A 23288-nucleotide genomic window follows, 5' to 3' on the forward strand; every position below is an offset into this window, starting at 1 on the left:
TTACACTCTCCAATCTATCGGTTTAACTCCCTTGCTAATCAAAAATTCATTAGCCTTAGAAAATGGCTTGCTTCCAAAAAATCCTCGATGAGCAGAAAAAGGAGAAGGATGTGTACTTGTAATTATAAAATTATTTTCATCTTTTTTTATCAAATTACTCTTTGAAATAGCAAAGCTACCCCAAAGAATAAAAACTTTAGGATAATCAAAATTTGAAATTATTTCAATTACTCTGTCTGTGAAAATTTGCCAACCTATATCTTTATGTGAATTTGGCTTTGCCTTCTCAACAGTTAGTGTAGCATTTAATAAAAATACACCTTGTTCAACCCAAGCAGTTAAATCCCCATGATTTGGAGGAGTTATCCCTAAATCTGAATTTAATTCAAGATATATATTTCGAAGTGAAGGAGGTATTTTCTCTCCTCTATTTACTGAAAAACTCATTCCATTAGCCTGATTTACACCATGATATGGATCTTGTCCTATGATAATAACCTTGATGTCTTTTGGAGATATTTTATCAAAAATAGTAAAAACACATTTATTAGGTGGAAATATAGTTTTATTTTTATATTCCTCATTTAAAAAGTTTTTCATCTTAACAAAATAGTCTTTTTTAAATTCATCCTTTAAATATTCATTCCAAGCTCCATAATTAGACATCATCTTAATTCTCCTTTTTAGTAAATGATAAAACTATAAGTAAGAAACAGGCTACACAAATATAAATATCTGCAAAATTAAAAACCGGAAAATCATATAGCCCACCAAATCTTGTATGAATAAAATCCACAACAAAAGAATATCTAATTCTATCTATACAATTTCCCAATGCTCCACAAGCAATTAAAGCAAATAGGATTTGTTCAACTTTAGACATTTTTTCTTTATTTTTACTTATATAAAATAAAATTCCAAAAAATGCAACCAAAGAAATAAAAACAAAGAAATATTTATATCCTTTAAAACTACCAAAAGCTACTCCTGTATTTTCTACATAAGTAAATTCTAGCCAATTTTTAATTAAAACTACAGAATCAGCACCTTTTAAATTGGCTACTGTAATATATTTTGTAAGTTGGTCTAAAATTAATCCAACAATTATAATTACGTATATCATATAGAATACCTCTTAATATTGACAACAAATTTATTCTTTTTAGTTAAGCCTCCAAAATTATCGACTTTGAATTTTCCTTCTTTTCTTATTGAAATAATATCATTTTCGTTTATCTTCTTGTCAAAGTCTTTACATTCCTCATAATTCAAATTTACATATCCAGCTTTAATGTATTTTTGAGAAATCTCTCTTGAAGTTCTAGCAAGTTCTTTAACAAAACAGTCCAATCTCAAACCGGAAACTATTATTTTTTCATCCTCATATTTTTTAAAATTAGATGGAATAAAATTATTATTCAAAATTTCCAATTTTAAATCTTGCCCCGCAAATTTTAATCCATTAGAAAATAAAAATGTTCCTATCGGTTTCAAACAATAAATATACCAATATCCGTCAACTTTTATTATTTCTCCGACTTTTTCACGATTTATTCCCAAATGGAGAATACTTCCCAAAATATTCCTATGTTCTATTCCTGAAATATCTTTAAATTTCAAAGTTTCTAAATAATCATTTAAGGAATAGTTTTCTCTATAAAAAATTAAAATTTTTCTCTCATAATCTTCTTCACTAAAGATAATATCAAAATTCAAATCTATATTTTTTAAAATTCTCTCTACATATTTAAACTCCAATGGTGTAAAAAAATTAGAGACAAATACATCTTTATAGTTTTTTTCCATAGAAACAAGACCATCTAAAAATTTATTGATGGTCTTTTTTATTTCTAAATTATTAATATTATCTAATATCTTTATTTTATCAAATGATTTCATTTAATTATATTTGATAAAATCCGTTGTTTTCAATTTGATCTTTAACTTTTCCGTCGATATCAATTCCCTTAGGAGCTAAGATAAAAATATCTTTTGTAACTTTTTGGATTTTTCCTGATAGAGAATAAATTCCTCCGCTTACAAAATCAAAAATTTGTCTTTTCTTATCAACTTCCAACATTTCTAAATTTAAAACAACAACTTTTCCTTTTAAAACATCGTCTAAAACTTGTGTTCCATCATCGAAAGTAATTGGTTCTCTAATAGAAATCAAAAATCTGCTAATATTTGGCATTGTAACTATATTAGATTTTTCCTTTTCAAAAGCTAATTTACTACTAGCACTTCTAGCATAACTTTCTCCTACTGATTTAGCTTGTTTTTCTACAACTTCCTCTTCTTCATAATCTTCATATTCGTCATCTAAGTCATCACTTCCAACAAATTTTTTAATTTTGTCCATAAAACCTGCCATAATATTCCTCCTCATTTTTTTATATTTTTTATAACAAATGAAAATTTAAAATTTTCTAATTGTAAGCTTTCTTATTTTTTATTTCGAAGCAACAAGGTTCCCAGGTACCACCCGATGCGAAGCATCGTGGAAGGGTGGAGTCTTATTTGGAAACCACTCCATAATCTCTTTTTCCGAAAATTGAAGTTCCAATCCTAATAAGAGTTGCTCCTTCTTCTATGGCAACAGTATAATCATTACTCATTCCCATAGATAATATCTTCATATCTATATTTTTTAAATTAAGTTTTGAAATTTCATCAAATAATGATTTCATCTTTTTAAAATAAACTCTAGTATATTCCACATTTTCACAATATGGAGCAACTGTCATAAGTCCATTTACAAAAACATTATCTCTTATCGAAACTTCTTTTACAAAATCAAGAACATCTTCTTCAAAAATTCCTGATTTACTTTCCTCTTTTCCAATATTAACTTCAACTAAACAATTTACAACAATTCCTTTATTTTTAGCTTCCGCTTCCAATTTGTCTAAAAGAGAAATTCTATCTAAAGAATGTATTAATTCAACTTTATCAATAATAGATTTAACCTTATTGGTTTGAAGATGTCCAATCATATGAAATTTAATTTTTCCTTCAAAATATTCATATTTTTTTAAAATTTCTTGAACTTTATTTTCTCCAAAAGTATTAAAGCCTAAGTCTATAGCTTCTTCAATTTTTTTAACATCAACTGTCTTTGAAACAGGTAATAAAAATATTTCATTTTCATCTCTATTTGAATTTTTACAAGCTAGAGATATTTTTTCTCGTATATTATTTATATTTGCTTTCATTACTTTAAAATTGCACCTTCTTTAAATTTACTTGCATCTTTCAATATATTAGAAAAAATTCCAACTGAACCATTTTTCGAATCAATATAAACTTTTGAATTTACCTTATCAATAAAATTAACTTTAACCTTTACTCTTGTTATATTATTAAAAGAATCTACAGTCAAAACATAGTACTCATCATCTTGAGATATAAGAGCAGTTATTGGAAGTTCATAAGAACTATAAACTGTCTTTATTACATTTAAGTCAATAAATCTCTTATCTGAAATTTCATTGAAAGCTGATGAAAATTCAGCAACTATTAAATCATATTCTTCGCCTGTCTTTAGCCTTTTAATTATTCCTGTAGCAACCGAATCTCCTATATTGACCTTTATTTTCTTTTCCACATCTATATCTTCCAAAGTCCCTTTTTTAACTCTAATACATAAATAATATTTCAAATTATCTACAATTTTTATTCCATCAATACTTGAAATACTATTAGAACTATCAAAGTTAAAATCTTTTTCATCTATAGATTCTATAACAGAAAAATCATATACATTCTCCAGGCCGTCGATTTTATTTAATACAACTCCGGAATTTTTAGAAACAATTTTTCCTGTATTGATAGTATCATTTATTAATGAATATCTGAAAAGTTTATCTGAGCTATATTTTTTCCCAAAAGCAATTTTACTCTGTTCACTTGAAAGTATTTCAAAGGTCTTTGCAAAATCTTTATCTCTAACAAATTTTAAAATATTTTCTAAATCAATTTTTTCCACTTTAGAATCTTTATTATCCGCTTGGTTTTTTAATGACTGAACTTTTTCGGATAAATAATCTTTAAAATTTTGATCAATTTGTGAAACATCAACTTCGCCTATTTCTTTGTTAACACCAATTTTTGAACTATCAACTTCTATATTGCTTTTCCCAATGTAATATAGGTACTCATCCTTTATAACTAATGCTTTAGATAAAATGTTTAAATCATAAGTCTTAGGATTTTCTAAAACCATTATATCATTATTTAGATTTTTACTAAAAAAAATATTTTTTATTAAAAACAAACTTACAAATATAATTATAATGACAAAACCAAAATGTTCCTTAGCATTAGGTAAAATTCCTTTGCGTTTCTTCATATAATACCCATTAGTTCTAATTTATAATATTATAGATTACTATTCTTATAAATTATATCCTCTCTCTTTGGACCATTAGAAATCATTTTAACAGGAACTTCCAATTCTTTTTCGATAAATTCTATATATTCTCTACATTCAATCGGTAGCTCTTCATAATTTTTAATTCCTCTAATGTCTCTATTCCAACCTTTTAAAACTTTCCATACCGGTTTTGCCTTTTCAAGCTTATCAGTTGTTGGGAAGTCTCTAGTAATTTCACCATCAATTTCATAGCCAATACAAATTGGAATTTCTTCCAAGTATCCCAAAGCGTCAATAACAGTCAATACTGCTTCAGTACTTCCTTGAACTCTACATCCATATCTTGAAGCTACTGCATCAAAATATCCCACACGTCTTGGTCTTCCTGTTGTAGCACCATATTCACCCTTATCTCCGCCACGTTTTCGTAGTTCTTCAGCTTCTTCTCCAAAAATTTCACTAACAAAAGCACCTGCTCCTACAGCACTTGAATATGCTTTAACAACAGTAACAATATCTGTAATTGCATAAGGTGGAATTCCCGCACCGATTGCTCCATATCCTGCTAAAGTAGATGAAGAAGTAACCATTGGATATATTCCATGATCTGTATCTTTTAATGAACCAAGTTGTCCTTCAAGTAAAATCTTCTTTCCTGATTTTATAGCATCATTTAAGAATTTTGATACGTCACATACATAAGGCTTGATTGCATCTCTCCAAACAAGCATAAGTTCATATAACTCTTTTGCATCAATTTTTTCTTTATGATATAAATTTTCTAAAATTACATTCTTGTATTCCACTACCCTTTGAACCTTTTCAAATAAATTATCTCCAAATAATTCATTAACTTGAAAACCGATTTTTGCATATTTATCTGAATAACAAGGTGCAATTCCTGATTTTGTAGAACCGAATGAATTTTTTCCAAGTCTTTCTTCTTCATAAGCATCAAAATCAATATGATAAGGCATTACAAGTTGTGCTCTATCTGAAACTAAAATATTAAGATCAGGAACATTTTTTTCCTTCAAATACTCAATTTCTTTAAGTAAATAAGGTATATTAAGTGCTACACCATTACCTATTACTGATGTCGTATGTTTGTAAAAAACTCCTGAAGGCAATAAATGTAAGGCAAATCTTCCATATTCATTTATGATAGTATGTCCCGCATTGGAACCACCTTGAAATCTAACAATAATATCAGCATTTTCAGCTAACATATCTGTTATTTTTCCCTTTCCTTCATCTCCCCAGTTTGCTCCTACTACTGCTTTAACCATAGTTCCTCCTAATATTAAAATAAAAATTTATAATAAAATCCAATATTATATAAATATATTGTCCAGCTAAAAAACACAAGTCCTACTAAAGAACCAAGAACAACATCCGAAAACCAATGTACTCCTACAATAATTCTACTTATTGCAATACTTAGTCCAAATAAAATACCGACAGCCAACCAAAAAGGTAATGAACTGTGTCCTTTAAATAAAACATACATAACTGAAGGATAAAAACTCAATCCTATGCAAGAATGTCCACTTGGGAAACTATATCCCCAGTATTTTATATCAGAATTTGAAACCGGACGTTCTCTTCTAAATAAAAATTTAAAAGAGTTTAAAAATATCATATTAAAGAGTGACGAATTTAAAATCGCACTGGCTAGTACATAATTTTTTTCAGAAACAGAATAGAAAAAAATCGGAAAAATAATAATAAGTGAAGTTACAACATCACCCATTGATGTTATATGTTTCATTGAAGTTTTTAAAAATCTTAAATTATTATTTTGAAAAAATTCTTTTAATTTTAAATCTATTATAAAATTCTGTTTCTTTAATTTATTTCCAACTACTGATGTAAAAGCAAATACAACAATAGTAAAGATAATCAAATATAACATTAAACCCTCCAAAAATTAAGATATAGAAATTTTGCTAAATTATAACAAAAATATCCTAATATAAGTCCTAAAATAACATCAGTTGGCCAATGAACCCCTAAAATCACTCTACTTATAGCAATCGAAAGTATCAAAATATAAATAAAAATATTTATAATTTTACTTTTAATTTTATCAGCTAATAAGTATCTCAAAGTTAAATAAAAAGCTGATATATTCATAGAATGTCCACTAGGATAACTAAAGCCACCCATATTTATAACAAAAAATTCAACAGGCCTTTTTCTTGATACAATATATTTTATTAACTCATTTAAAGCATATACAACCAATAATGTAATAATTAGAAACAAAAACGCTTTTTTTAAATTATTATAATAAAAATATATTCCAAATGGAACAAACAAGATAATACAAGTTTTTCCATCTCCCAAAGATGTTATAAATTTAGTAAAATTCAGGAGAATAGCATTTTTAATAAAAATATTATTATTTTGAACTGAAGTCATTATTTTATAATCAATACTTTCAGTTAATTCAATACTCTTTAAATAAAAACCAAATAAAATACTACCTAATATAATTACAGAAAATAAAACAACAAATTGTCTTAATTTTATTTTTTCCATTTTTCCTCCTAAATCAGACTAATTATATCATAAATTGACTTATTAATCAAAAATTTTAACATTTTTAATAAAAAAACTACTATAAAATTACAAAAATTTAACAGTAGTTTATTTTAAAATTAATCATTCAAAAAAATTTTTTAAATCTTATAAAAAAAGGTTCAGCTCATATTGAGCTGAACCAATAATTTTTTAATTTAATATTATAATCCTAATACTTTTGATAATTCAGCTTTGTCAAAGCCAACCATTTCTACATCATCAACACAAATTACAGGAACACCCATATGTCCTTTTGCCATTAATTCTTTTCTGGCTTCTAAATCTGTTGAAACATTTTTTTCAACATATTCTACATTATTTGCCTTTAAAAATTCCTTTGCTTGTTTACAATAAGTACAAGAATCACTTGAATATACCACTACTTTTGCCATTTTAATTTCCCCCTAATAGATTTTTTTAATTTATAAAATATTTCCAATATTTTTACAGTAAATTTATACCCTTTGATTTTTTATTTAAACAAAGCATAAATTATTTTTATCTTATAAAAGCATAAATAATTCTAATTTTAGTTTTAATCAGCTATAAGTTTTCATACTCTCTTGCAATGTTTTTAAAATCTTCGAGTGATAATTTTTCTGCTCTTGTCCTAGTATCTATATTTAGATTTTCTAAAACCTTAATAATTTTCTCTTTTTCAATACCGGATTTACAAAAAGAATTTAAAATAGTCTTTCTTCTATTTTCAAATCCATTTTTAATAAGTTTGAACATTGTTTTTTCATACTCAAATCTTTCCTTTTTAAGTTTCATATTTACAACTGCACTATCTACATTAGGTGCAGGAACGAATACATTTCTTGAAACATTAAAAGCTATATTTGCATCAGCATAATATTTTACAAACATACTAATACTTGAATTATCTTTGCTATTTTCATCTGCAACAAGTCTTTGAGCGACTTCTTTTTGAACCATTATAGTTATGGATTCCAAATCTAAATCACTTTCTAAAAGTTTTGTTATTATTGGCGTAGTTACATAATATGGTAAGTTTGCAACCACAACTATTTTCTTTTGGGTGAATTTTTCTTCAATAAGCTTTTTCAAATCTATTTTTAGAGCATCGGATTGAACGAATTCAAAATTATCATATTCACTAAGTGTATAGTCTAAAACTTCTTTCAATCTTGTATCAATCTCTATTGAAACAACTTTTCCTGCTTTTTCAAGTAAAAATTTTGTAAGAACTCCAAAACCCGGACCTATTTCTATTACTCCATATTCTTTATCCACAGCAGAAACTTCAACTATCTTTTCCAAAATATTTCTATCCATTAAAAAATTCTGTCCAAAATTTTTAGAAAAGGAAAAACCAAATTTATCACAGATTTCCTTTATTACCGATAATTTATATAAATCCATTTTAAACTTCCTTTCCAAAAATTTTTTCAACAGCTGTAATTAATTCACTTTCAGTTATTCCAAAACTATTTAGTCTATTAATAAATTGCTTTGAATTGCAATATCCAATTTTAAAATAATCACAAAGTTTTTCTCTAAGCTCTTTACTATTTCCCATACCACTAATGCCTAGAGAAGTTAAAAGGCTTAAATCTATTTCATCTTTTCTTTCAAAAACAGTTACTTTTACATTTTCAATTGCTTCAATAATATCTTCAACCTTTGCATTTTCAACCCCGACATTGTCACCTTTAAGTGCAAGGTTTCGACTTAAAAATGCATTTTTACAGTTTGGTATTACTCTATTTATATTTTTTCTAATCTTTTCTCCTGCATAGTCGGGATCGGTAAAAACTATTATTCCACACTTTTCATTTGCTTCTTTTAATTTTTTAAGCAAATTTTTAGAAAAATGAGTTCCATTTGTTGCAATAACATCACAATCAAAGGCGGATTTTACTTTTGAAATATCATCTTTTCCCTCAACTACTATTATTTCTTTAATTTTTTTCATTTTAATCCTCTATTGAAAAAAGATTTCTAACATTGCTATTAGTATTATAAATTAAATCATTTAATTCCATTTCTTTAAGTTCAGCAACTTTTTCAGCAGTGAATCTTACAAATTTCGGCTCATTTCTCTTTCCACGATTTGGTTCAGGAGTTAAATATGGACTGTCAGTTTCCACAAGTAAATTATCAAGTGGAATAGTTTTTACCATATCTCTAACATTAACTGCATTTTTAAAAGTTACAGCCCCTGAAATTGAAATATAATAACCGAGCTCCATAAATCTTTTTGCCATCTCGCTTGAACCTGTATAGCAATGCATTACACCTATGACTTTGCCTTTAAATTCAGATAGAATGTCATAAGTATCTCCCATTGCATCCCTTGTATGAATTATAACAGGAAGATTTCTTTTCTCAGCAATTTCTAGCTGTTTTCTAAAGATTTCTTTTTGTTTTTCTCTTGGGGAATTGTCATAATAGTAATCAAGACCAATCTCTCCAATAGCAACTATTTTATCATTAAAAGACATTTCATAAACTTTTTCCAAATCTTCATCAGTTACATCTTCAACTTCATGAGGATGAATTCCTACTGCTCCATATACTTTATCATATTTTTTTACAATTTCAATGATTTTTTCACTTGATGCAATATCAGAAGCAGGATCGACTATAAAGTCGATTCCATCCTCTTCAAAATTAGAAATAATAGTATCTCTATCAAAATCAAATTTTTCGTCATCAATATGACAATGACTATCTACTATTCTCATTATGATACCTTTGATCCTTCTTTAACATCATTTAAAACAGTTAATACGCTTAAATTTTCATCATCAGAAGCAGCAAGTATCATTCCATTACTTTCAACTCCTCTTAAATTAACCGGTTTTAAATTTGTAACAACAATAACTTTTTTCCCTATAAGATCTTTTTCGTTGTAGAACTTTCTTATTCCAGAAACAATAGTTCTTACCTCATCACCAATATCTATCTTAGAAACTAAAAGTCTATCAGCCTTTGGATGAGGCTCGCATTCTAAAATTTTTCCTACTTTAAGTTCAACTTTTGCAAAGTCATCAATTGTTATAAGTTCATTTTCTTCAACAGTTTCTTTCACTTCATCAGCTCCTGAATTTTTCTTTTTTCTAAATTCAATTAATTCAGAATTCTTTTGAATAATTATATCTAATTCTTTATCAACATCAAGTCTGTCAAATAAATTTTTACCTTTACAAACTTTTGTTCCAACCTTAAGTAATCCAAATTTAGTTAAGTCTTCATAAGAATAATTAGAATAACCTATTTGTTCATTTATTTTAGATGAAGTTTCTTTCATAAAAGGCTTAATTAATCCTGAAATAATTCTAATACTTTCAAGTAAATTATAAATTACAGTTTTAAGTCTTTCTTCTTTTTGTTCTTTAATCAAAGTCCAAGGAGTTGTTTCATCAATATATTTATTTGTTCTTCTTACTAATTTCCATATTTCTTCAAGAGCCATTGAGAAATTAAGTTTATCCATCAACTCTGCAACTCTATCTCTTGTAGTTATAGCAATTTCGATTAAATCATTATCAAGTTCTGTTAATTCTGTCTGAGAAGGAACAATACCACCAAAATATTTTTCACACATTGCTACAGATCTTGAAACTAAATTACCTAAATCATTTACAAGGTCTGAATTAATTCTATTTAACATTTTTGTATAAGTAAAATTACCGTCTTGTCCAAAAGTAAATTCTCTTAGCATAAAATATCTTAATGCGTCCATTCCATATCTTTCTATAATCGGTTCAGCATAAACAATATTCCCTTTACTTTTACTCATCTTATCATCGTCAAATAAAATCCAACCATGTCCAAAAATTTTCTTTGGAAGAGGTAAATCTAATGCCATTAAAATTGCAGGCCAAATAATTGCATGGAAACGCATGATTTCCTTACCAATTAAATGAACATCACAAGGCCAAAATTTATTGAACTTTTCTTCATCTGTTCCATAACCAATACCAGTTAAATAACAACTTAAGGCATCTATCCAAACGTAAACAACATGCTTTTCATCAAAGGGAACTTTAACACCCCAATCAAAACTTGAACGTGTAACGGATAAATCAGTTAACCCTTCATTAATGAAACTTATCATCTCATTTTTTCTTGATTCCGGTTGAATGAAATCAGGATTTTCTTCATATAATTTTAAAAGTCTATCTTGATATTTAGAAAGTCTAAAGAAATATGTTTCTTCTTCACTTGGAGAAACTTCTCTACCACAGTCAGGGCATTTATTTCCTTCAACAAGTTGGCTTTCAGTCCAAAAGGCTTCACAAGGAACACAGTACATTCCCTTATAACTTCCTTTATAAATTTCTCCTTTTTCATAAAGTTTTGTAAAAATTTCACTAACATTTTTTTCGTGAATTTTATCTGTACTTCTAACAAAAGCATCAAAATCAATATCTAAAGTTTTCCAAAGTTCCTTTGCACTTTCAACTATCGGATCAATATACTCTAAAGGTTTTTTTCCTGCCTTAATAGCAGATTCTTGTAATTTTTGACCATGTTCATCAGTTCCTGTTGTAAAAAATACATCAAAACCTTGAGCTTGTTTATATTTCTTTAAAACATCTGCAACAATTGTTGTATAAGTATGACCCAAATGTAAATTACTATTTGGATAATAAATCGGTGTTGTCAAATAAAAGTTTTTCTTTTCCAAAATAAGCCTCCTAAATTTTAAATCTTTATTTTACTTGCTAATCCGAAAATTTCTTCTCCTTCAATAGAAATGCCATTGCAATAAACAACTTTATTTTTCATGTTTTCGTTAAATGGAGCAGAAAATCTTATATAATTTCTTGTATAACCTACAAGTTTATTTCCATTAATATTTTCTTCAAATAAAACTTCATGTTTTTCTGAAAGTTCTTTTTTCAAAAATTCTGTCGTCATTTCCTTTGATAATAGGATTAATTCATTACTTCTAAATTTCTTCACATTTCCATCAACCTGATCTTTAAAATCATAAGCAGGAGTTCCTTTTCTCTTTGAATATTTAAAAACATGAATTTTAGAAAATCCTATTTCTTTTACAAAATTTAATGTCTCTTGAAAATCATCATCATTTTCTCCGGGAAATCCTACAATTATATCAGTTGTTAATGCAACATTCGGAAAAATTTCCTTAATCATTAAAACTTTTTTTCTATACATATCAGTTGTATATCTTCTATTCATAAGTTTTAAAATTTTATCACAACCGCTTTGTAAAGACAGATGAAAATGCTCACAAACTTTTTTACAATTCTTTAATCTAATTAAAAAATCTTTAGAAATAATTCCTGCTTCTATGGAGCTAAGTCTTATTCTGTCAAGATTTTCTATTGTAGATAATTTTTCTATAACATCAATAAGTCTAGTATCATTTCCTAAATCAAGTCCGTAAGAACCGACGTGAATTCCTGTAATAATAACTTCCTTATATCCATTATTTGCAAGCTTCACAGCTTCTTCATATATATCATCAATTAGTCTTGACTTGATAGGTCCTCTTGCATAAGGAATTATACAGTATGTACAAAACATATTACAACCCTCTTGAATTTTTATATATGCTCTTGTTTTGCTCTCTTGATTTTCTATTGACAATACATCAAAACCACAGTCCTTTGTAAGTTCTGAAACGATATTAAACTTTAAATTTGACTTCTTTGATTCTTCACATAAATCGACTATTTTAGCTCTATTTTTAGTTCCGATTATTACATCTACATCCTCAATCCCAGAAATTTCATCAGGAGCAACCTGTGAATAACAACCTACAACGGCTAAAATAGCATTTTTATTTAATTTTTTTGCTCTGGAAATAAATTGTCTTGATTTCCTATCACTCAAATTTGTAACGGTACAGGTATTTATAACATAGACATCGGATATATCATCCTCATTACAAATCTCATACCCTCGTTTCTTAAATAACTCCTGCATAGCCTCAGTTTCATACTGATTAACTTTGCAACCTAGAGTTAAAAAACTAACTTTATTCATAAACCTCCTACATAAATTCATATTGTAAAATTGAAAGTAAATTTATGCCTGCAGTTTCCGTTCTTAAAATCCTAGCTCCAAGTCCAATACTGAAAGCTCCATTATTTGTTAAAAATTCAATTTCTTCTCTTTCAAAACCGCCCTCTGAGCCAATTAAAATAAATATATCTTTACCGGAATTTTCTGATTTTATTTTCATAATTACATCCCTTAAAGAAATATTTTTATCCTCTTCATAAGCTACAAGTAAGTAATTATCTCCTACAAAATTTATAATATTCTTAAATTGAATTAATTCATTAATTTTAGGAACAATTAATCTCTTTGATTGCTTTGATGCCTCATAAGAAATTTTTTGCAATCTTTCAATTTTTTTATTCTCTTTTTTCTCATCAATTTTTACGATACATCTTTTAGAATTTACCAAAGTTATATCATAAACTCCAAGTTCAACCGCTTTTTGAACTATTAAATCCATTTTTTCACTCTTTGCTAAACATTGCAATAGATGAATTTTAACTTTTGATTCAGTATTTTCTGAAATTTTTTCCAAATTATATACAGAAATATACTTATCACAAATCTCTATATTCCCAATATAAAGCTCTCCTAAAACTACTACCTCAATTTTTTCATCCTCTGTAATTCTAAGAACTTTCTTTATATGATTATAGTCATCTCCATATATTTTAACTTTACCATCCAATATAGGCTCATCAGTAAAAAATCTATGCATTTTTTCTCCTTGCAATAACACAAACCCAATCTTTGTTTTTGTTTACTTCCAAAATTTCAAAATTATTTTTTAACAAGGCATTTTCAACATCGGAATACTTTTCTTCAATTATTCCTGAACCAATGAAAATTCCTTCAGTTTTTATAAATTTACTTATATCATCTAATAATTTTACTAAAATATGTGCAAGAATATTAGCAACTATTACATCCGCTTTTGAATTTAATTTTTCACACAAATCTCCATGATGAACTACAATTCTATCCTCAACTTTATTTAGTTTAGCATTTTCTAAAGTTGCCTCAACACCTAAAATATCAATGTCAACAGCTTCTACCTTTTTTGCTCCAAGTTTCAAAGCTCCAACAGATAAAATTCCACTTCCGGAGCCTATATCAAAAACTATTTTATCTTTTAAATCTATCTTTTCAAGAGCTTCTAAACATAAAGCTGTAGTTTCATGAGTTCCAGTTCCAAAAGCCATTCCCGGATCTAATTCAATCATAGCTTCATTTTCAGATAAATTATAATCTTCCCAAGTTGGCTTTATAATGAAATTCTTGCCAACTTTTGTAGGTTTATAGTACTTTTTCCACTCATTTGCCCAATCTTCAGTTTTTATTTTAGAGTCTATTTTCAAAATGACTTTTTCGTTGTATTCTCTTTCAAATTCTGAAATTCTCTCTTGTAAAATCTTTAGATTTTCTTCAATTTCATCATCATTTTTTAAATAAGTCTTAACAGTGATAAAATCACTTTTTTCAAAATCTTCCTCATCTAAAACTACCCAATAAGGCTTTTCTTTTGCAAACTCTTCATAATCTCTTGAATCTTTTATATTTATTCCATCAATATCAAATAAATAAAGTATTCCAACTATATTGTCTTCAAATTTATTTTTTACTACAACCTCAATTTCAGTCCAATCCATTATTCAAATAGCTCCTTTACCTTTTCAAAAAAGTTTTTCTTATGCTCTGTCAAATGTTCTTCTCTCTCATTAGAAAATTCTCTTAAAATTTCCTTTTGTCTATCTGTTAAATTTTTCGGTGTAATGATTTTAACTCTAAAAGTTAAATTTCCCTTTCCATATCCATTTACATCAGAAATTCCCCTATCTTTCAAAGTAAATTCAGTGCCGGTCTCTGTTCCCTCCGGAATAGTATATTTTTCTTTTCCCTCTAGAGTTGGTATTTCTACTTCTGCCCCTAAAGTTGCCTCTGTAAAAGAAATCGGTAATTCATAGAAAACATTATTTCCATTTCTAACAAATAATTCGTGAGATTTTACCTTAAAAATAACATAAACATCTCCATTAGGACCACCATTTTCGCCACAATTACCTTGTCCTTTTAAAGTCATTATATTATTTGTATTTACACCCTTTGGAGCTTTAACAGTAAATTTCTTTCTGACTAAAACATACTTTTTACCCTTACATTTTTCGCATTTTTCTTCAACAATTTCTCCTGTACCATTACATTCATTACATAATTCTTCAGAAACTACTGTTCCAAAAAAACTTTGCCTTTGAACTCTAATACTTCCACGTCCATTACATTTTTTACAAGTAACTTTTTTAGTTCCAGGTTTAGCTCCACTACCTGAACAGCTATTACAAACAGTTTTTACATTTACAAAAAATTCTTTTTCTACACCATTTACTGCTTCAAAGAAATCTAAATCCAAATAAAATTCAATATCTTCTCCTTTTCTTGGTCGATTTGAATTTCTTGCAGAAGATCCGAAGCCTCCAAATCCACCGAAGCCTCCAAAATTTCCAAAAATACTTTCAAAAATATCTTCCATATCAGAGAAGCCTCCAAAGCCTCCACCTCCTGCTGCATTTGCATTAAAGCTTGCTTCGCCATAAGTATCATATTTTTGTCTTCTATTATCATCACTTAAAATTTCATAAGCGAAATTTACTTCTTTAAAATTTTCTTCTGCTTCTTTATTACCAGGATTAACATCCGGATGATATTTTTTTGCAAGTTTTCTATATGCAGATTTTAACTCTGCTTTACTACAATTTTTTTCAACCCCTAAAATTTCATATAAATCTCTCATACTCTCTCCTAAAATAATTAATTTATAATAACTCAATATATTATTTTACCATAAAATGAACTTTCTTTCCAGTATTTTAATTGAAATTTAAACAATTTAACTAAAATAAAAACAAAAAAAGATTGGGAAAAACCCAATCTAAAATTAATGAATTTTAAATATTATAAATTAAATTATTATTAAAAATTTTCTAAAATTAATCTTGCAAGTTTATCTTCATTATGTCTTGAGTATCCTGAAGATTTACTAATTAAACTATCCTCTAAAACTCTTATTTTTAATCTTTTTAAATATTCTCTCTCTTCATCACTTAATAACAGTTGACTTGCACTTTTTCTTTTATATTTTATATCTACATCTTCTGGAATTATTTCATTATTTACAACAATTGTATCAATTTTAATTCCTTCACAATGCTTATAAATTGCGTTTAAATGATCAGTAACCTTATAATCGAAGGTTTCTGTTGATTGATTAACAACATTTAAAATAAAGCAAATTTTTGCCTTTGTATTAGTTAATGCTTCACTTATTTCAGAAATTAACAAATTAGGAATTACAGAAGTGTATAAACTTCCGGGACCTATTAAAATTACATCTGAATTATAAATTTCGTGTACAACTTCATTAAGTGGTTTAGCATATTTTGGAGAAATGAAAACTCTATTTATTCTGCTGCTATTTTCATCTTCCAAATTTAAAGCTGTTATATTACTTTCACCCTCAATTATTTCTCCGTTTTCAAGTTCTGCAAATAATTTTATATTATCCAAAGTAACAGGTAAAACTTTACCGGTTATTGCTAAAATATTTGAAGTTTCTTGTATTCCAAGAATAAAATCCTTATATATATCAGCCATTGCAACTAAGAATAAATTACCAAAACTTTGTCCCTTTAGCTTTCCCTCTTTAAATCTATATTTCATCAATCTTTCCATTGATTTTTCAGTATTTGCAAGAGAAATCAAACAAGCTCTGATATCTCCCGGTGGAATAACACCTAAATCATCTCTAAGCATTCCGGAACTTCCACCGTCATCAGCGACGGTTACAATTGCAGTAATATCTTTAAAATACTTTTTCAAACCTTTAAGAATAGTAGAACTTCCAGTTCCTCCTCCTATGGTTACAATTCTAGTATCATCTACCATAGTCTTTCATCCCTGTGAGAAATATTAACATTAGAATGTTCTTTTTTAAGTTCTGAATAAATTTTTTCAGCCAAACAAACAGAACGATGCTTTCCACCGGTACAGCCAACTCCGATAGTCAACATATTTTTTCCTTCAGCTCTATATTTAGGTATTAAGAACTCCAATAAATCAACAACCTTATTTAAAAATATCTTTGAGTCATCAAAATCCATAACATAATTTTGGATTTCATCATCTTTTCCGTTAAGTTCTTTTAGTTCTTCAATATAGTATGGATTAGGTAAAAATCTAACATCAAAAACCAAATCAGCTTCAACTAAAATACCATTTTTAAATCCGAAGGACTCTATATTTATAACCAAATCTTTTTTATTCCCATTAAAAAATAATGTATTTAATTTATTTTTAAAGCTACTTGCAGAAAGTCTTGTAGTGTCGATGATAATATCAGAATTATCCTTTATCTCACTGAGCATTTCTCTTTCCAATTCTATAGAATCTGACAAGGCTCCATTTGGATTTACCGGATGAGGACGTCTTAATTCCTTATATCTATTTATTAAAGTTCTATTACTTGCATCTAAAAATAAAACTTTTAATTCACAATCCATTTTTTTCAAATTTTGAATTGTTTCTGATAAGTCTTCAAAAAATCTTGCTCTAACATCAATAACTATCGCTAACTTTTCTATAGACTTTGTAGAATTATTAATTAATTCAACAAAATCTACAATAAATTTTGGAGGAAGATTTTCCATACAATAATAACCCATATCTTCAAAATGGTTTAATGCCAATGTCTTTCCTGCTCCACTCATTCCTGTAATTATAACTGCTTCCATAACCTAATCCTTTAAAATTCTTACTTCCATTTCCAATTTAACACCGAATTTTTCAAAAACAACTTTTTGAACATACTCTATAAGTTCCATGACCTCTTTAAAACTCGCATTTCCTTTATTAACTATAAAACCTGAATGTTTTTCTGAAACCCAAGCATCATTTATATGATAGCCTTTAAGACCGGCATCTTCAATTAGTTTAGATGCAAAATGTCCTTCAGGCCTTTTGAATGTACTTCCCGCAGAACCAAAATTCAAAGGTTGTTTTGAATTTCGTCTATCTCTTAAATCTTCATAGACAGCATTTATTTCTTCTTTATTTCCCTTTTTTAATTTTAATTTTATGCTTGTAACGATATAATTTTTTCTTTGAATTATACTTTTTCTGTAAGAAAAATCTAAATCTTCGTTCTTTAATTCTTTCAATTCAAAATTATCTAAATCCAAAACTTCAACAGATTTAACGATATCTTTCATTTCACCGCCATAGGCTCCTGCATTCATATAGATTGCTCCACCTATTGTTCCCGGAATTCCTGAAGCAAATTCAAAACCTGTTAAAGAATTTTCATAAGCCACCGGATAAACTTCGGATAATTTTGCTCCCGATTTAACTATTAAAGATTCCCCTTCAACTTTAATCATTGAAAATTCACTCTTTAATTTTATTATAACTCCATTATAACCTTCGTCCGGAACAAGTAAATTTGATCCATTTCCAATTACAAAGAATTTAATATTATTTTCTCTACATATTTTTATAGCTTCAATAATATCGGAAACTTCTCTAGGCTCAATTAAAGCTATACAATTACCGCCTATTTTAAATGTTGTATGATTTTTTAAAGGTTCTTCATATCTTACAACACAATTTAATTTACTAAATAACATTTTTACCACCTATTTTGATTTATTTTTTATCTCTTCCATTATTCGTCTATTCAATTCCTCTGCAGCATTATATCCATACATCTTTTGACGCATATTTCTTGCTGCAACCTCAACAATTAAAGCTATATTTCTACCCGGTTTTACCGGAATTACAATATATGGAAGTTCAATTCCCAATATATTTTTAAAATTATCATCAAGACCTAATCTGTCATATTCCTTATCTTCTACCCAATTCTCAAGTTCAATTACAAAATCAATTTCAGTAGATCTCTTTATTGCTCCAGAACCATATAATCTTTCAATATCTAAAATTCCAAGCCCTCTTATCTCCAGGAAATGTCGAATGTTTTCAGGAGATTCTCCATAGAGCTTATTGTCTATTTTTATTATATCGACAGCATCATCCGCGACCAATCTATGTCCATTAGAAATAAGTTCCAAAGCTGTTTCACTCTTTCCTATACTGCTCTTTCCAATTATTAAAATTCCCATACCGAATACTTCAAGTAATCCGCCGTGAATTCTAATTTCCTCACTTAAAGCAAATTCCAAAAAAACATTCATATTAGAGATCAACTTTGTAGTTCCATAATCTACTCTTAAAAGCGTTCTATTATGTTTTTTTGCCAAAGAATAAACTTCATAAGGTATGCTAATTCCATAACTGTAAATCAAAGCAGGAATTGAATAAGAAAAAATTTTATCAAAAATATTTCTTCTTTCGTCAAATGGTAAATATTTATTATAATATTCATGCTCCGGCTGACCGATTATTTGAATTCTTTTATATGCGAAATTATCAAAAAAGCCACATAACTGAAGACCGGGTCTGTTAACTTCATTAAAATCAATTTCTATCTTATCGTAATCATCACTCTTATAAACAATCTCTATCCCAAGTTTTTCAACCAGATCTTTTAATAGAACACTTTTTTTCATATTATCCCTCATTATTAAAAAATTCAAAAATATTTTTAGCAGTTTTATTATCCATTTTATCAACCATAAGAAGCTCTTCTATACTTGCCTTTTTTATTGCAGAAATGCTTCCAAAATGGGATAATAGTTTAATCTTTTTCACTTCTCCGACTCCCTTTATCTCATCAAGAACAGAATTTTGTAATTTTTTATTCTGTAAACTTCTATGATAGTTTATAGCAAATCTATGAACCTCTTCTTGAATGTCAAATAAAAACCTATATATATTAGTATTTATATCCAACTCGATATAATTATCTTCAAAAATTATTCCTTTAGTCCTATGTTTGTCATTTTTAACAAGTCCTATAACCGGAACATCTAAATTTTTCTCCAAAAGAACTTCCTTTGCTACATTTACATGTCCCTTTCCACCGTCCATTAAAATTAAATCAGGCATTTCAGAAAAACTGATTCCAACGGAATTTATTTTTTCATCTAAAAATCTGTTAAATCTTCTTGTTAGCATTTCTCTATGACTTGAGTAGTCATCTTGCCCTATAACTGTCTTTATCTTAAATTTTCTATAATCTTTAGAACTCTTAAAACCATTTTTATAGACTACCATACTTCCGACATTAAAATCTCCAGAAATATTTGAAATATCATAACATTCAATTCTATTTAAATTGTCAATTTCTAAAATATTTTTAAGATAATTAATAGCTTCTAAATATTTTATATTGATATTTTTACTGTCAAAAATATGTTTTATTAAAATTTCATTTGCATTTTTTTGCAAAATCTTCATTTGATCAAATTTTACACCTTTTTTTGGATTTTTTACAGAAATTGTATTTTCAGAGAAAATATTTGATAAAAATAATGAAATTTCATTTAGAAATTTTTCCTCTGAATAGTCAATATAAATTTCCTTAACCTTATTATGATGAATTATGTAAAATTGTCTTATAACATTTGAAAACAGCTCATCAAACTCCAAGTCCAAAATATTTTCAACTATAAAATGTTTTCTATCAACTACAAGTCCATCATTTACAATAAAAATTGCAACAACCAAAATATTCTCAGCATAAGCATAAGAAATCAAATGATATTCCTTAAATTTCTTGATATTAAAAATCTGCTTAGTAAATAAATAATCAATTTCATTTAAGAAATCTCTATATTTCATCGCAAGTTCATATTCTTCTTTAGCTGATGACTGTTTCATTCTATTTAGTAAAATTTCTTTTATCTCAGTTGTATCTCCTGAAAGAAACTTAATAACTCTTTTAACATCATTATTATAATTTTCTCTATCTATATTTTGAGTACATGGTGCTGAGCATCTTCCCAAATAATAACTCATACAAGGTCTTTGTAAAAACTTTCCTTTATCAAAGTTCAACTTACAATCTCTTATATTGTAAATCAATATTGATAATTCCATCAATTTTTCTAAGTCTGAAATTGTAGGAAAAGGCCCAAAATATTGAGCCTTATCTTCCTTAACATCTCTAACTTTTAAAATTTTAGGAAATTTTTCATTTGTAATTTTTATATAAGGATACTGTTTGTCGTCCTTTAAATTTATATTATACTTAGGTCTATTTTTCTTAATCAGATTTGCTTCTAAAACTAAACTTTCAGTTTCATTATTTACAATAATATATTCAAATCTGTGAATATGTTCTACCATAGATTGAACTTTTTTGTATTTGTGATTTGTAGTAAAATATGACCTAACTCTATTCTTTAAAGAAACGGACTTTCCAACATAGATAACATTATCATCCTTATCATACATTATATAAACTCCCGGTAAATCGGGTAGTTTTTTTAATTCATAATTTATATCAAATTCTCTTAAATTTCCTTGCATTGTTCTCTTAAGTATTCTAAATCATGTCCACTTAAATATGGAGATAATTTTTCATAACACATCTTATTATAATCATTTAACCAAGTAATTTCTTCTTCACTCATTAATGATTTATCAACAGGTCTTGTATCAATAGGTACAACTGTTAAATTGTCAAATTTTAAGAATTGACCAAATTCAGTCATTTCATCTTTAACACAAACCATTATACTTTCAATTCTAATTCCATGGCTACCGCTAATGTAGATGCCCGGTTCGTCAGAAGTTACCATTCCAACTTCCATTGGATATTCATTTCCGGCAGTACCTATTCTTTGAGGTCCTTCATGAACATTTAGTACATGACCAACACCATGTCCTGTTCCATGATTGAAGTTAATTCTTTGTTTCCATAGATTATATCTGGTAAAAGCATCTAAATATCCACCATTTGTTCCTTCTAAGAACTTAGCTTCCATTAAAGCAATATGTGCCTTTAAAACCAAAGTATAGTGATAAATTTCTTCCGGTTTTAATTCTCCAAGCGCAACAGTTCTAGTAATATCTGTTGTTCCGTCTAAATAGTGACCACCACTGTCTATTAAATATAATCCTCTTGGTTCAACCTTTACAGGATGTTCGTGACTTGGTTTATAATGTGGCATTGAAGCATTTGCACCATAAGCGGAAATTGACTCAAAGCTGTCTTCAATAAATAAATCTTGTTGTTTTCTGAATTCCAATAATTTTTCAGAAGCAATCATTTCTGTTATTGTTCCCGTTGAAACTCCTGTTTCCAACCAATTTAAGTATCTAACCAATGCAACACCATCCTTGATAAATGCATTTTTAGTATTTTTTATTTCAACTTCATTTTTATGACATTTCATTATTGAAGTAAGATTTAATCCTGAAACAACATTTACTCCTCTAACTATTGATGAATAAACTGCAACATTTGTCTTTCTGTTTTCTAAATATAAAGTTTTCTTTACTTCAATATCGGAAATATCTCTTGCTATAACTTCGTAAGCCTTAATTGAAACATTATTTTCTTTTAAGTAGTTTGCAACTTCTTCTGATAATTTAGATTTATCAATATATAAATTACATGAATTTTCAGAAACCAATAAATATGAAATTACAACAGGATTGCATTGAACATCATTTGCTCTAATATTCAAAAGATAAGCAATATCATCAAGTGATCCTATAAAATGATAATCTATTCCTCTTGACTTCATCATTTCTCTAAGTCTTGCTATTCTATCTGAAGTTGATTCTCCTGAATATTTTTCATCAAAAATATAAACTTTACTATCAGGTTTTGCAGGACGTCCTTCTTCATTCCAAATTTCTCCAACATAATCAACATCAGTTATAAATTCAAAATTAGGTAATTTTTTTATTAAATTTTCATATTCTGCAACAGAAGTATTATTACCGTCAAAAGCAATTCTTCCTCTATTTGGAAATTCTTGTAATAAAAATTCTTCAATAGAAATTGATTCAGGAACACCCATTTTATAAAGTTCTACTTCTCCTACAGCCAATTCTTTTGCTGCTTGAATAAAATATCTTCCATCAGTCCATAATCCTGACTTTTTATTAGTAATAACAGCAGTTCCTGCAGAACCTGTAAAACCAGTTATAAACTCTCTAGTTTTATAATAATCTGCTAAATATTCAGATTGATGAGGATCTGAGCTAGGTACAATATAGGCATCTATATTTCTTTTAGCCATCATTTTTCTCAACTTACTTATTCTTTCATTAATCATAATAATTACCCCCTTAAAAATTTAATTTTAACAATTATATTATAGCATTGTAAATTTAATATTTCAATAAATTTTAAAAA

24 protein-coding genes are annotated in these 23288 nt (G+C 27.5%); all 24 read right to left on the reverse strand.

The features are described from left to right. Window positions 1-669 carry a uracil-DNA glycosylase gene (locus ACMX2D_RS03230; protein WP_009448949.1) on the reverse strand — a complete coding sequence of 223 codons (669 nt, stop codon included), beginning with the start codon at window positions 667-669 and terminating at the stop codon, window positions 1-3. A gap of 1 nt (window position 670) precedes the next feature. After that, complete coding sequence (lspA, locus tag ACMX2D_RS03235) at window positions 671-1123, reverse strand: signal peptidase II (RefSeq protein WP_009449030.1); 453 nt, start codon at window positions 1121-1123, stop codon at window positions 671-673. Further along, on the reverse strand, window positions 1120-1806 hold the full coding sequence (locus tag ACMX2D_RS03240) for a YlmH/Sll1252 family protein (protein ID WP_414972680.1): 687 nt from the start codon (window positions 1804-1806) through the stop codon (window positions 1120-1122). Before ACMX2D_RS03240 ends, lspA begins: the two co-directional genes overlap by 4 nt. Window positions 1807-1903: 97 nt before the next feature. Further along, the gene (locus ACMX2D_RS03245) at window positions 1904-2374 is read right to left on the reverse strand and encodes a cell division protein SepF (protein ID WP_009448687.1); all 471 of its coding nucleotides are present in this window, start codon (window positions 2372-2374) and stop codon (window positions 1904-1906) included. Between the two features lie 142 nt (window positions 2375-2516). Beyond that, window positions 2517-3215 carry a YggS family pyridoxal phosphate-dependent enzyme gene (locus tag ACMX2D_RS03250; RefSeq protein ID WP_414972681.1) on the reverse strand — a complete coding sequence of 233 codons (699 nt, stop codon included), beginning with the start codon at window positions 3213-3215 and terminating at the stop codon, window positions 2517-2519. Then, window positions 3215-4351 carry a biotin/lipoyl attachment domain-containing protein gene (locus tag ACMX2D_RS03255; RefSeq protein ID WP_414972682.1) on the reverse strand — a complete coding sequence of 379 codons (1137 nt, stop codon included), beginning with the start codon at window positions 4349-4351 and terminating at the stop codon, window positions 3215-3217. Before ACMX2D_RS03255 ends, ACMX2D_RS03250 begins: the two co-directional genes overlap by 1 nt. A 29-nt stretch (window positions 4352-4380) precedes the next feature. Then, entirely contained in the window at window positions 4381-5664 is a 1284-nt protein-coding gene (locus ACMX2D_RS03260) for an adenylosuccinate synthase (RefSeq protein WP_414970578.1), read from the reverse strand. 14 nt (window positions 5665-5678) lie between these two features. Continuing rightward, window positions 5679-6290, reverse strand: coding sequence for a phosphatase PAP2 family protein (locus ACMX2D_RS03265; RefSeq protein ID WP_414970577.1), 612 nt, complete (start codon window positions 6288-6290; stop codon window positions 5679-5681). Continuing rightward, window positions 6290-6919, reverse strand: coding sequence for a phosphatase PAP2 family protein (locus tag ACMX2D_RS03270; RefSeq protein ID WP_414972683.1), 630 nt, complete (start codon window positions 6917-6919; stop codon window positions 6290-6292). The genes ACMX2D_RS03265 and ACMX2D_RS03270 overlap by 1 nt, the downstream gene beginning before the upstream one ends. Window positions 6920-7122: 203 nt before the next feature. Beyond that, on the reverse strand, window positions 7123-7353 hold the full coding sequence (locus ACMX2D_RS03275; RefSeq protein ID WP_009448586.1) for a glutaredoxin family protein: 231 nt from the start codon (window positions 7351-7353) through the stop codon (window positions 7123-7125). Window positions 7354-7504: 151 nt separating this feature from the next. Next, on the reverse strand, window positions 7505-8347 hold the full coding sequence (gene rsmA, locus ACMX2D_RS03280) for a 16S rRNA (adenine(1518)-N(6)/adenine(1519)-N(6))-dimethyltransferase RsmA (protein ID WP_414972684.1): 843 nt from the start codon (window positions 8345-8347) through the stop codon (window positions 7505-7507). Window position 8348: 1 nt separating this feature from the next. Next, window positions 8349-8900, reverse strand: coding sequence for a ribonuclease M5 (rnmV, locus tag ACMX2D_RS03285; RefSeq protein WP_414972685.1), 552 nt, complete (start codon window positions 8898-8900; stop codon window positions 8349-8351). 1 nt (window position 8901) lies between these two features. After that, the gene (locus ACMX2D_RS03290) at window positions 8902-9672 is read right to left on the reverse strand and encodes a TatD family hydrolase (protein ID WP_414972686.1); all 771 of its coding nucleotides are present in this window, start codon (window positions 9670-9672) and stop codon (window positions 8902-8904) included. Continuing rightward, a complete protein-coding gene (gene metG / locus ACMX2D_RS03295) occupies window positions 9672-11621 on the reverse strand; it encodes a methionine--tRNA ligase (protein ID WP_414972687.1) in 1950 nt (649 codons plus the stop codon). The genes ACMX2D_RS03290 and metG overlap by 1 nt, the downstream gene beginning before the upstream one ends. A gap of 17 nt (window positions 11622-11638) precedes the next feature. Continuing rightward, the gene (mtaB, locus tag ACMX2D_RS03300; RefSeq protein ID WP_414972689.1) at window positions 11639-12949 is read right to left on the reverse strand and encodes a tRNA (N(6)-L-threonylcarbamoyladenosine(37)-C(2))-methylthiotransferase MtaB; all 1311 of its coding nucleotides are present in this window, start codon (window positions 12947-12949) and stop codon (window positions 11639-11641) included. Window positions 12950-12956: 7 nt separating this feature from the next. Next, window positions 12957-13685: an RsmE family RNA methyltransferase gene (locus ACMX2D_RS03305; RefSeq protein WP_414972690.1), complete on the reverse strand. Its 729-nt coding sequence runs from the start codon at window positions 13683-13685 to the stop codon at window positions 12957-12959. Then, window positions 13678-14616 (reverse strand): 50S ribosomal protein L11 methyltransferase, encoded by a 939-nt coding sequence (gene prmA, locus ACMX2D_RS03310; protein ID WP_414972691.1) that lies wholly within the window; start codon window positions 14614-14616, stop codon window positions 13678-13680. Before prmA ends, ACMX2D_RS03305 begins: the two co-directional genes overlap by 8 nt. Beyond that, complete coding sequence (gene dnaJ, locus ACMX2D_RS03315) at window positions 14616-15755, reverse strand: molecular chaperone DnaJ (protein WP_414972692.1); 1140 nt, start codon at window positions 15753-15755, stop codon at window positions 14616-14618. The genes prmA and dnaJ overlap by 1 nt, the downstream gene beginning before the upstream one ends. 179 nt (window positions 15756-15934) lie before the next feature. Further along, window positions 15935-16906, reverse strand: a complete 972-nt coding sequence (locus ACMX2D_RS03320) for a gluconeogenesis factor YvcK family protein (protein WP_414972693.1) — start codon at window positions 16904-16906, stop codon at window positions 15935-15937. Next, window positions 16900-17751, reverse strand: coding sequence for an RNase adapter RapZ (gene rapZ, locus ACMX2D_RS03325; RefSeq protein WP_414972694.1), 852 nt, complete (start codon window positions 17749-17751; stop codon window positions 16900-16902). Before rapZ ends, ACMX2D_RS03320 begins: the two co-directional genes overlap by 7 nt. 3 nt (window positions 17752-17754) lie before the next feature. After that, the gene (gene murB, locus ACMX2D_RS03330) at window positions 17755-18642 is read right to left on the reverse strand and encodes a UDP-N-acetylmuramate dehydrogenase (RefSeq protein ID WP_414972695.1); all 888 of its coding nucleotides are present in this window, start codon (window positions 18640-18642) and stop codon (window positions 17755-17757) included. Window positions 18643-18651: 9 nt separating this feature from the next. Further along, on the reverse strand, window positions 18652-19584 hold the full coding sequence (hprK, locus tag ACMX2D_RS03335) for an HPr(Ser) kinase/phosphatase (RefSeq protein WP_009448658.1): 933 nt from the start codon (window positions 19582-19584) through the stop codon (window positions 18652-18654). A 1-nt stretch (window position 19585) separates the two neighbouring features. Then, complete coding sequence (gene uvrC, locus ACMX2D_RS03340; protein ID WP_414972696.1) at window positions 19586-21448, reverse strand: excinuclease ABC subunit UvrC; 1863 nt, start codon at window positions 21446-21448, stop codon at window positions 19586-19588. After that, a complete protein-coding gene (locus ACMX2D_RS03345; RefSeq protein WP_414972697.1) occupies window positions 21433-23208 on the reverse strand; it encodes an aminopeptidase P family protein in 1776 nt (591 codons plus the stop codon). Before ACMX2D_RS03345 ends, uvrC begins: the two co-directional genes overlap by 16 nt. Window positions 23209-23288 lie beyond the last annotated feature (80 nt).

The sequence above is a fragment of the Parvimonas oralis genome (assembly GCF_047608425.1).
Classification (GTDB): Bacteria; Bacillota; Clostridia; order Tissierellales; family Peptoniphilaceae; genus Parvimonas.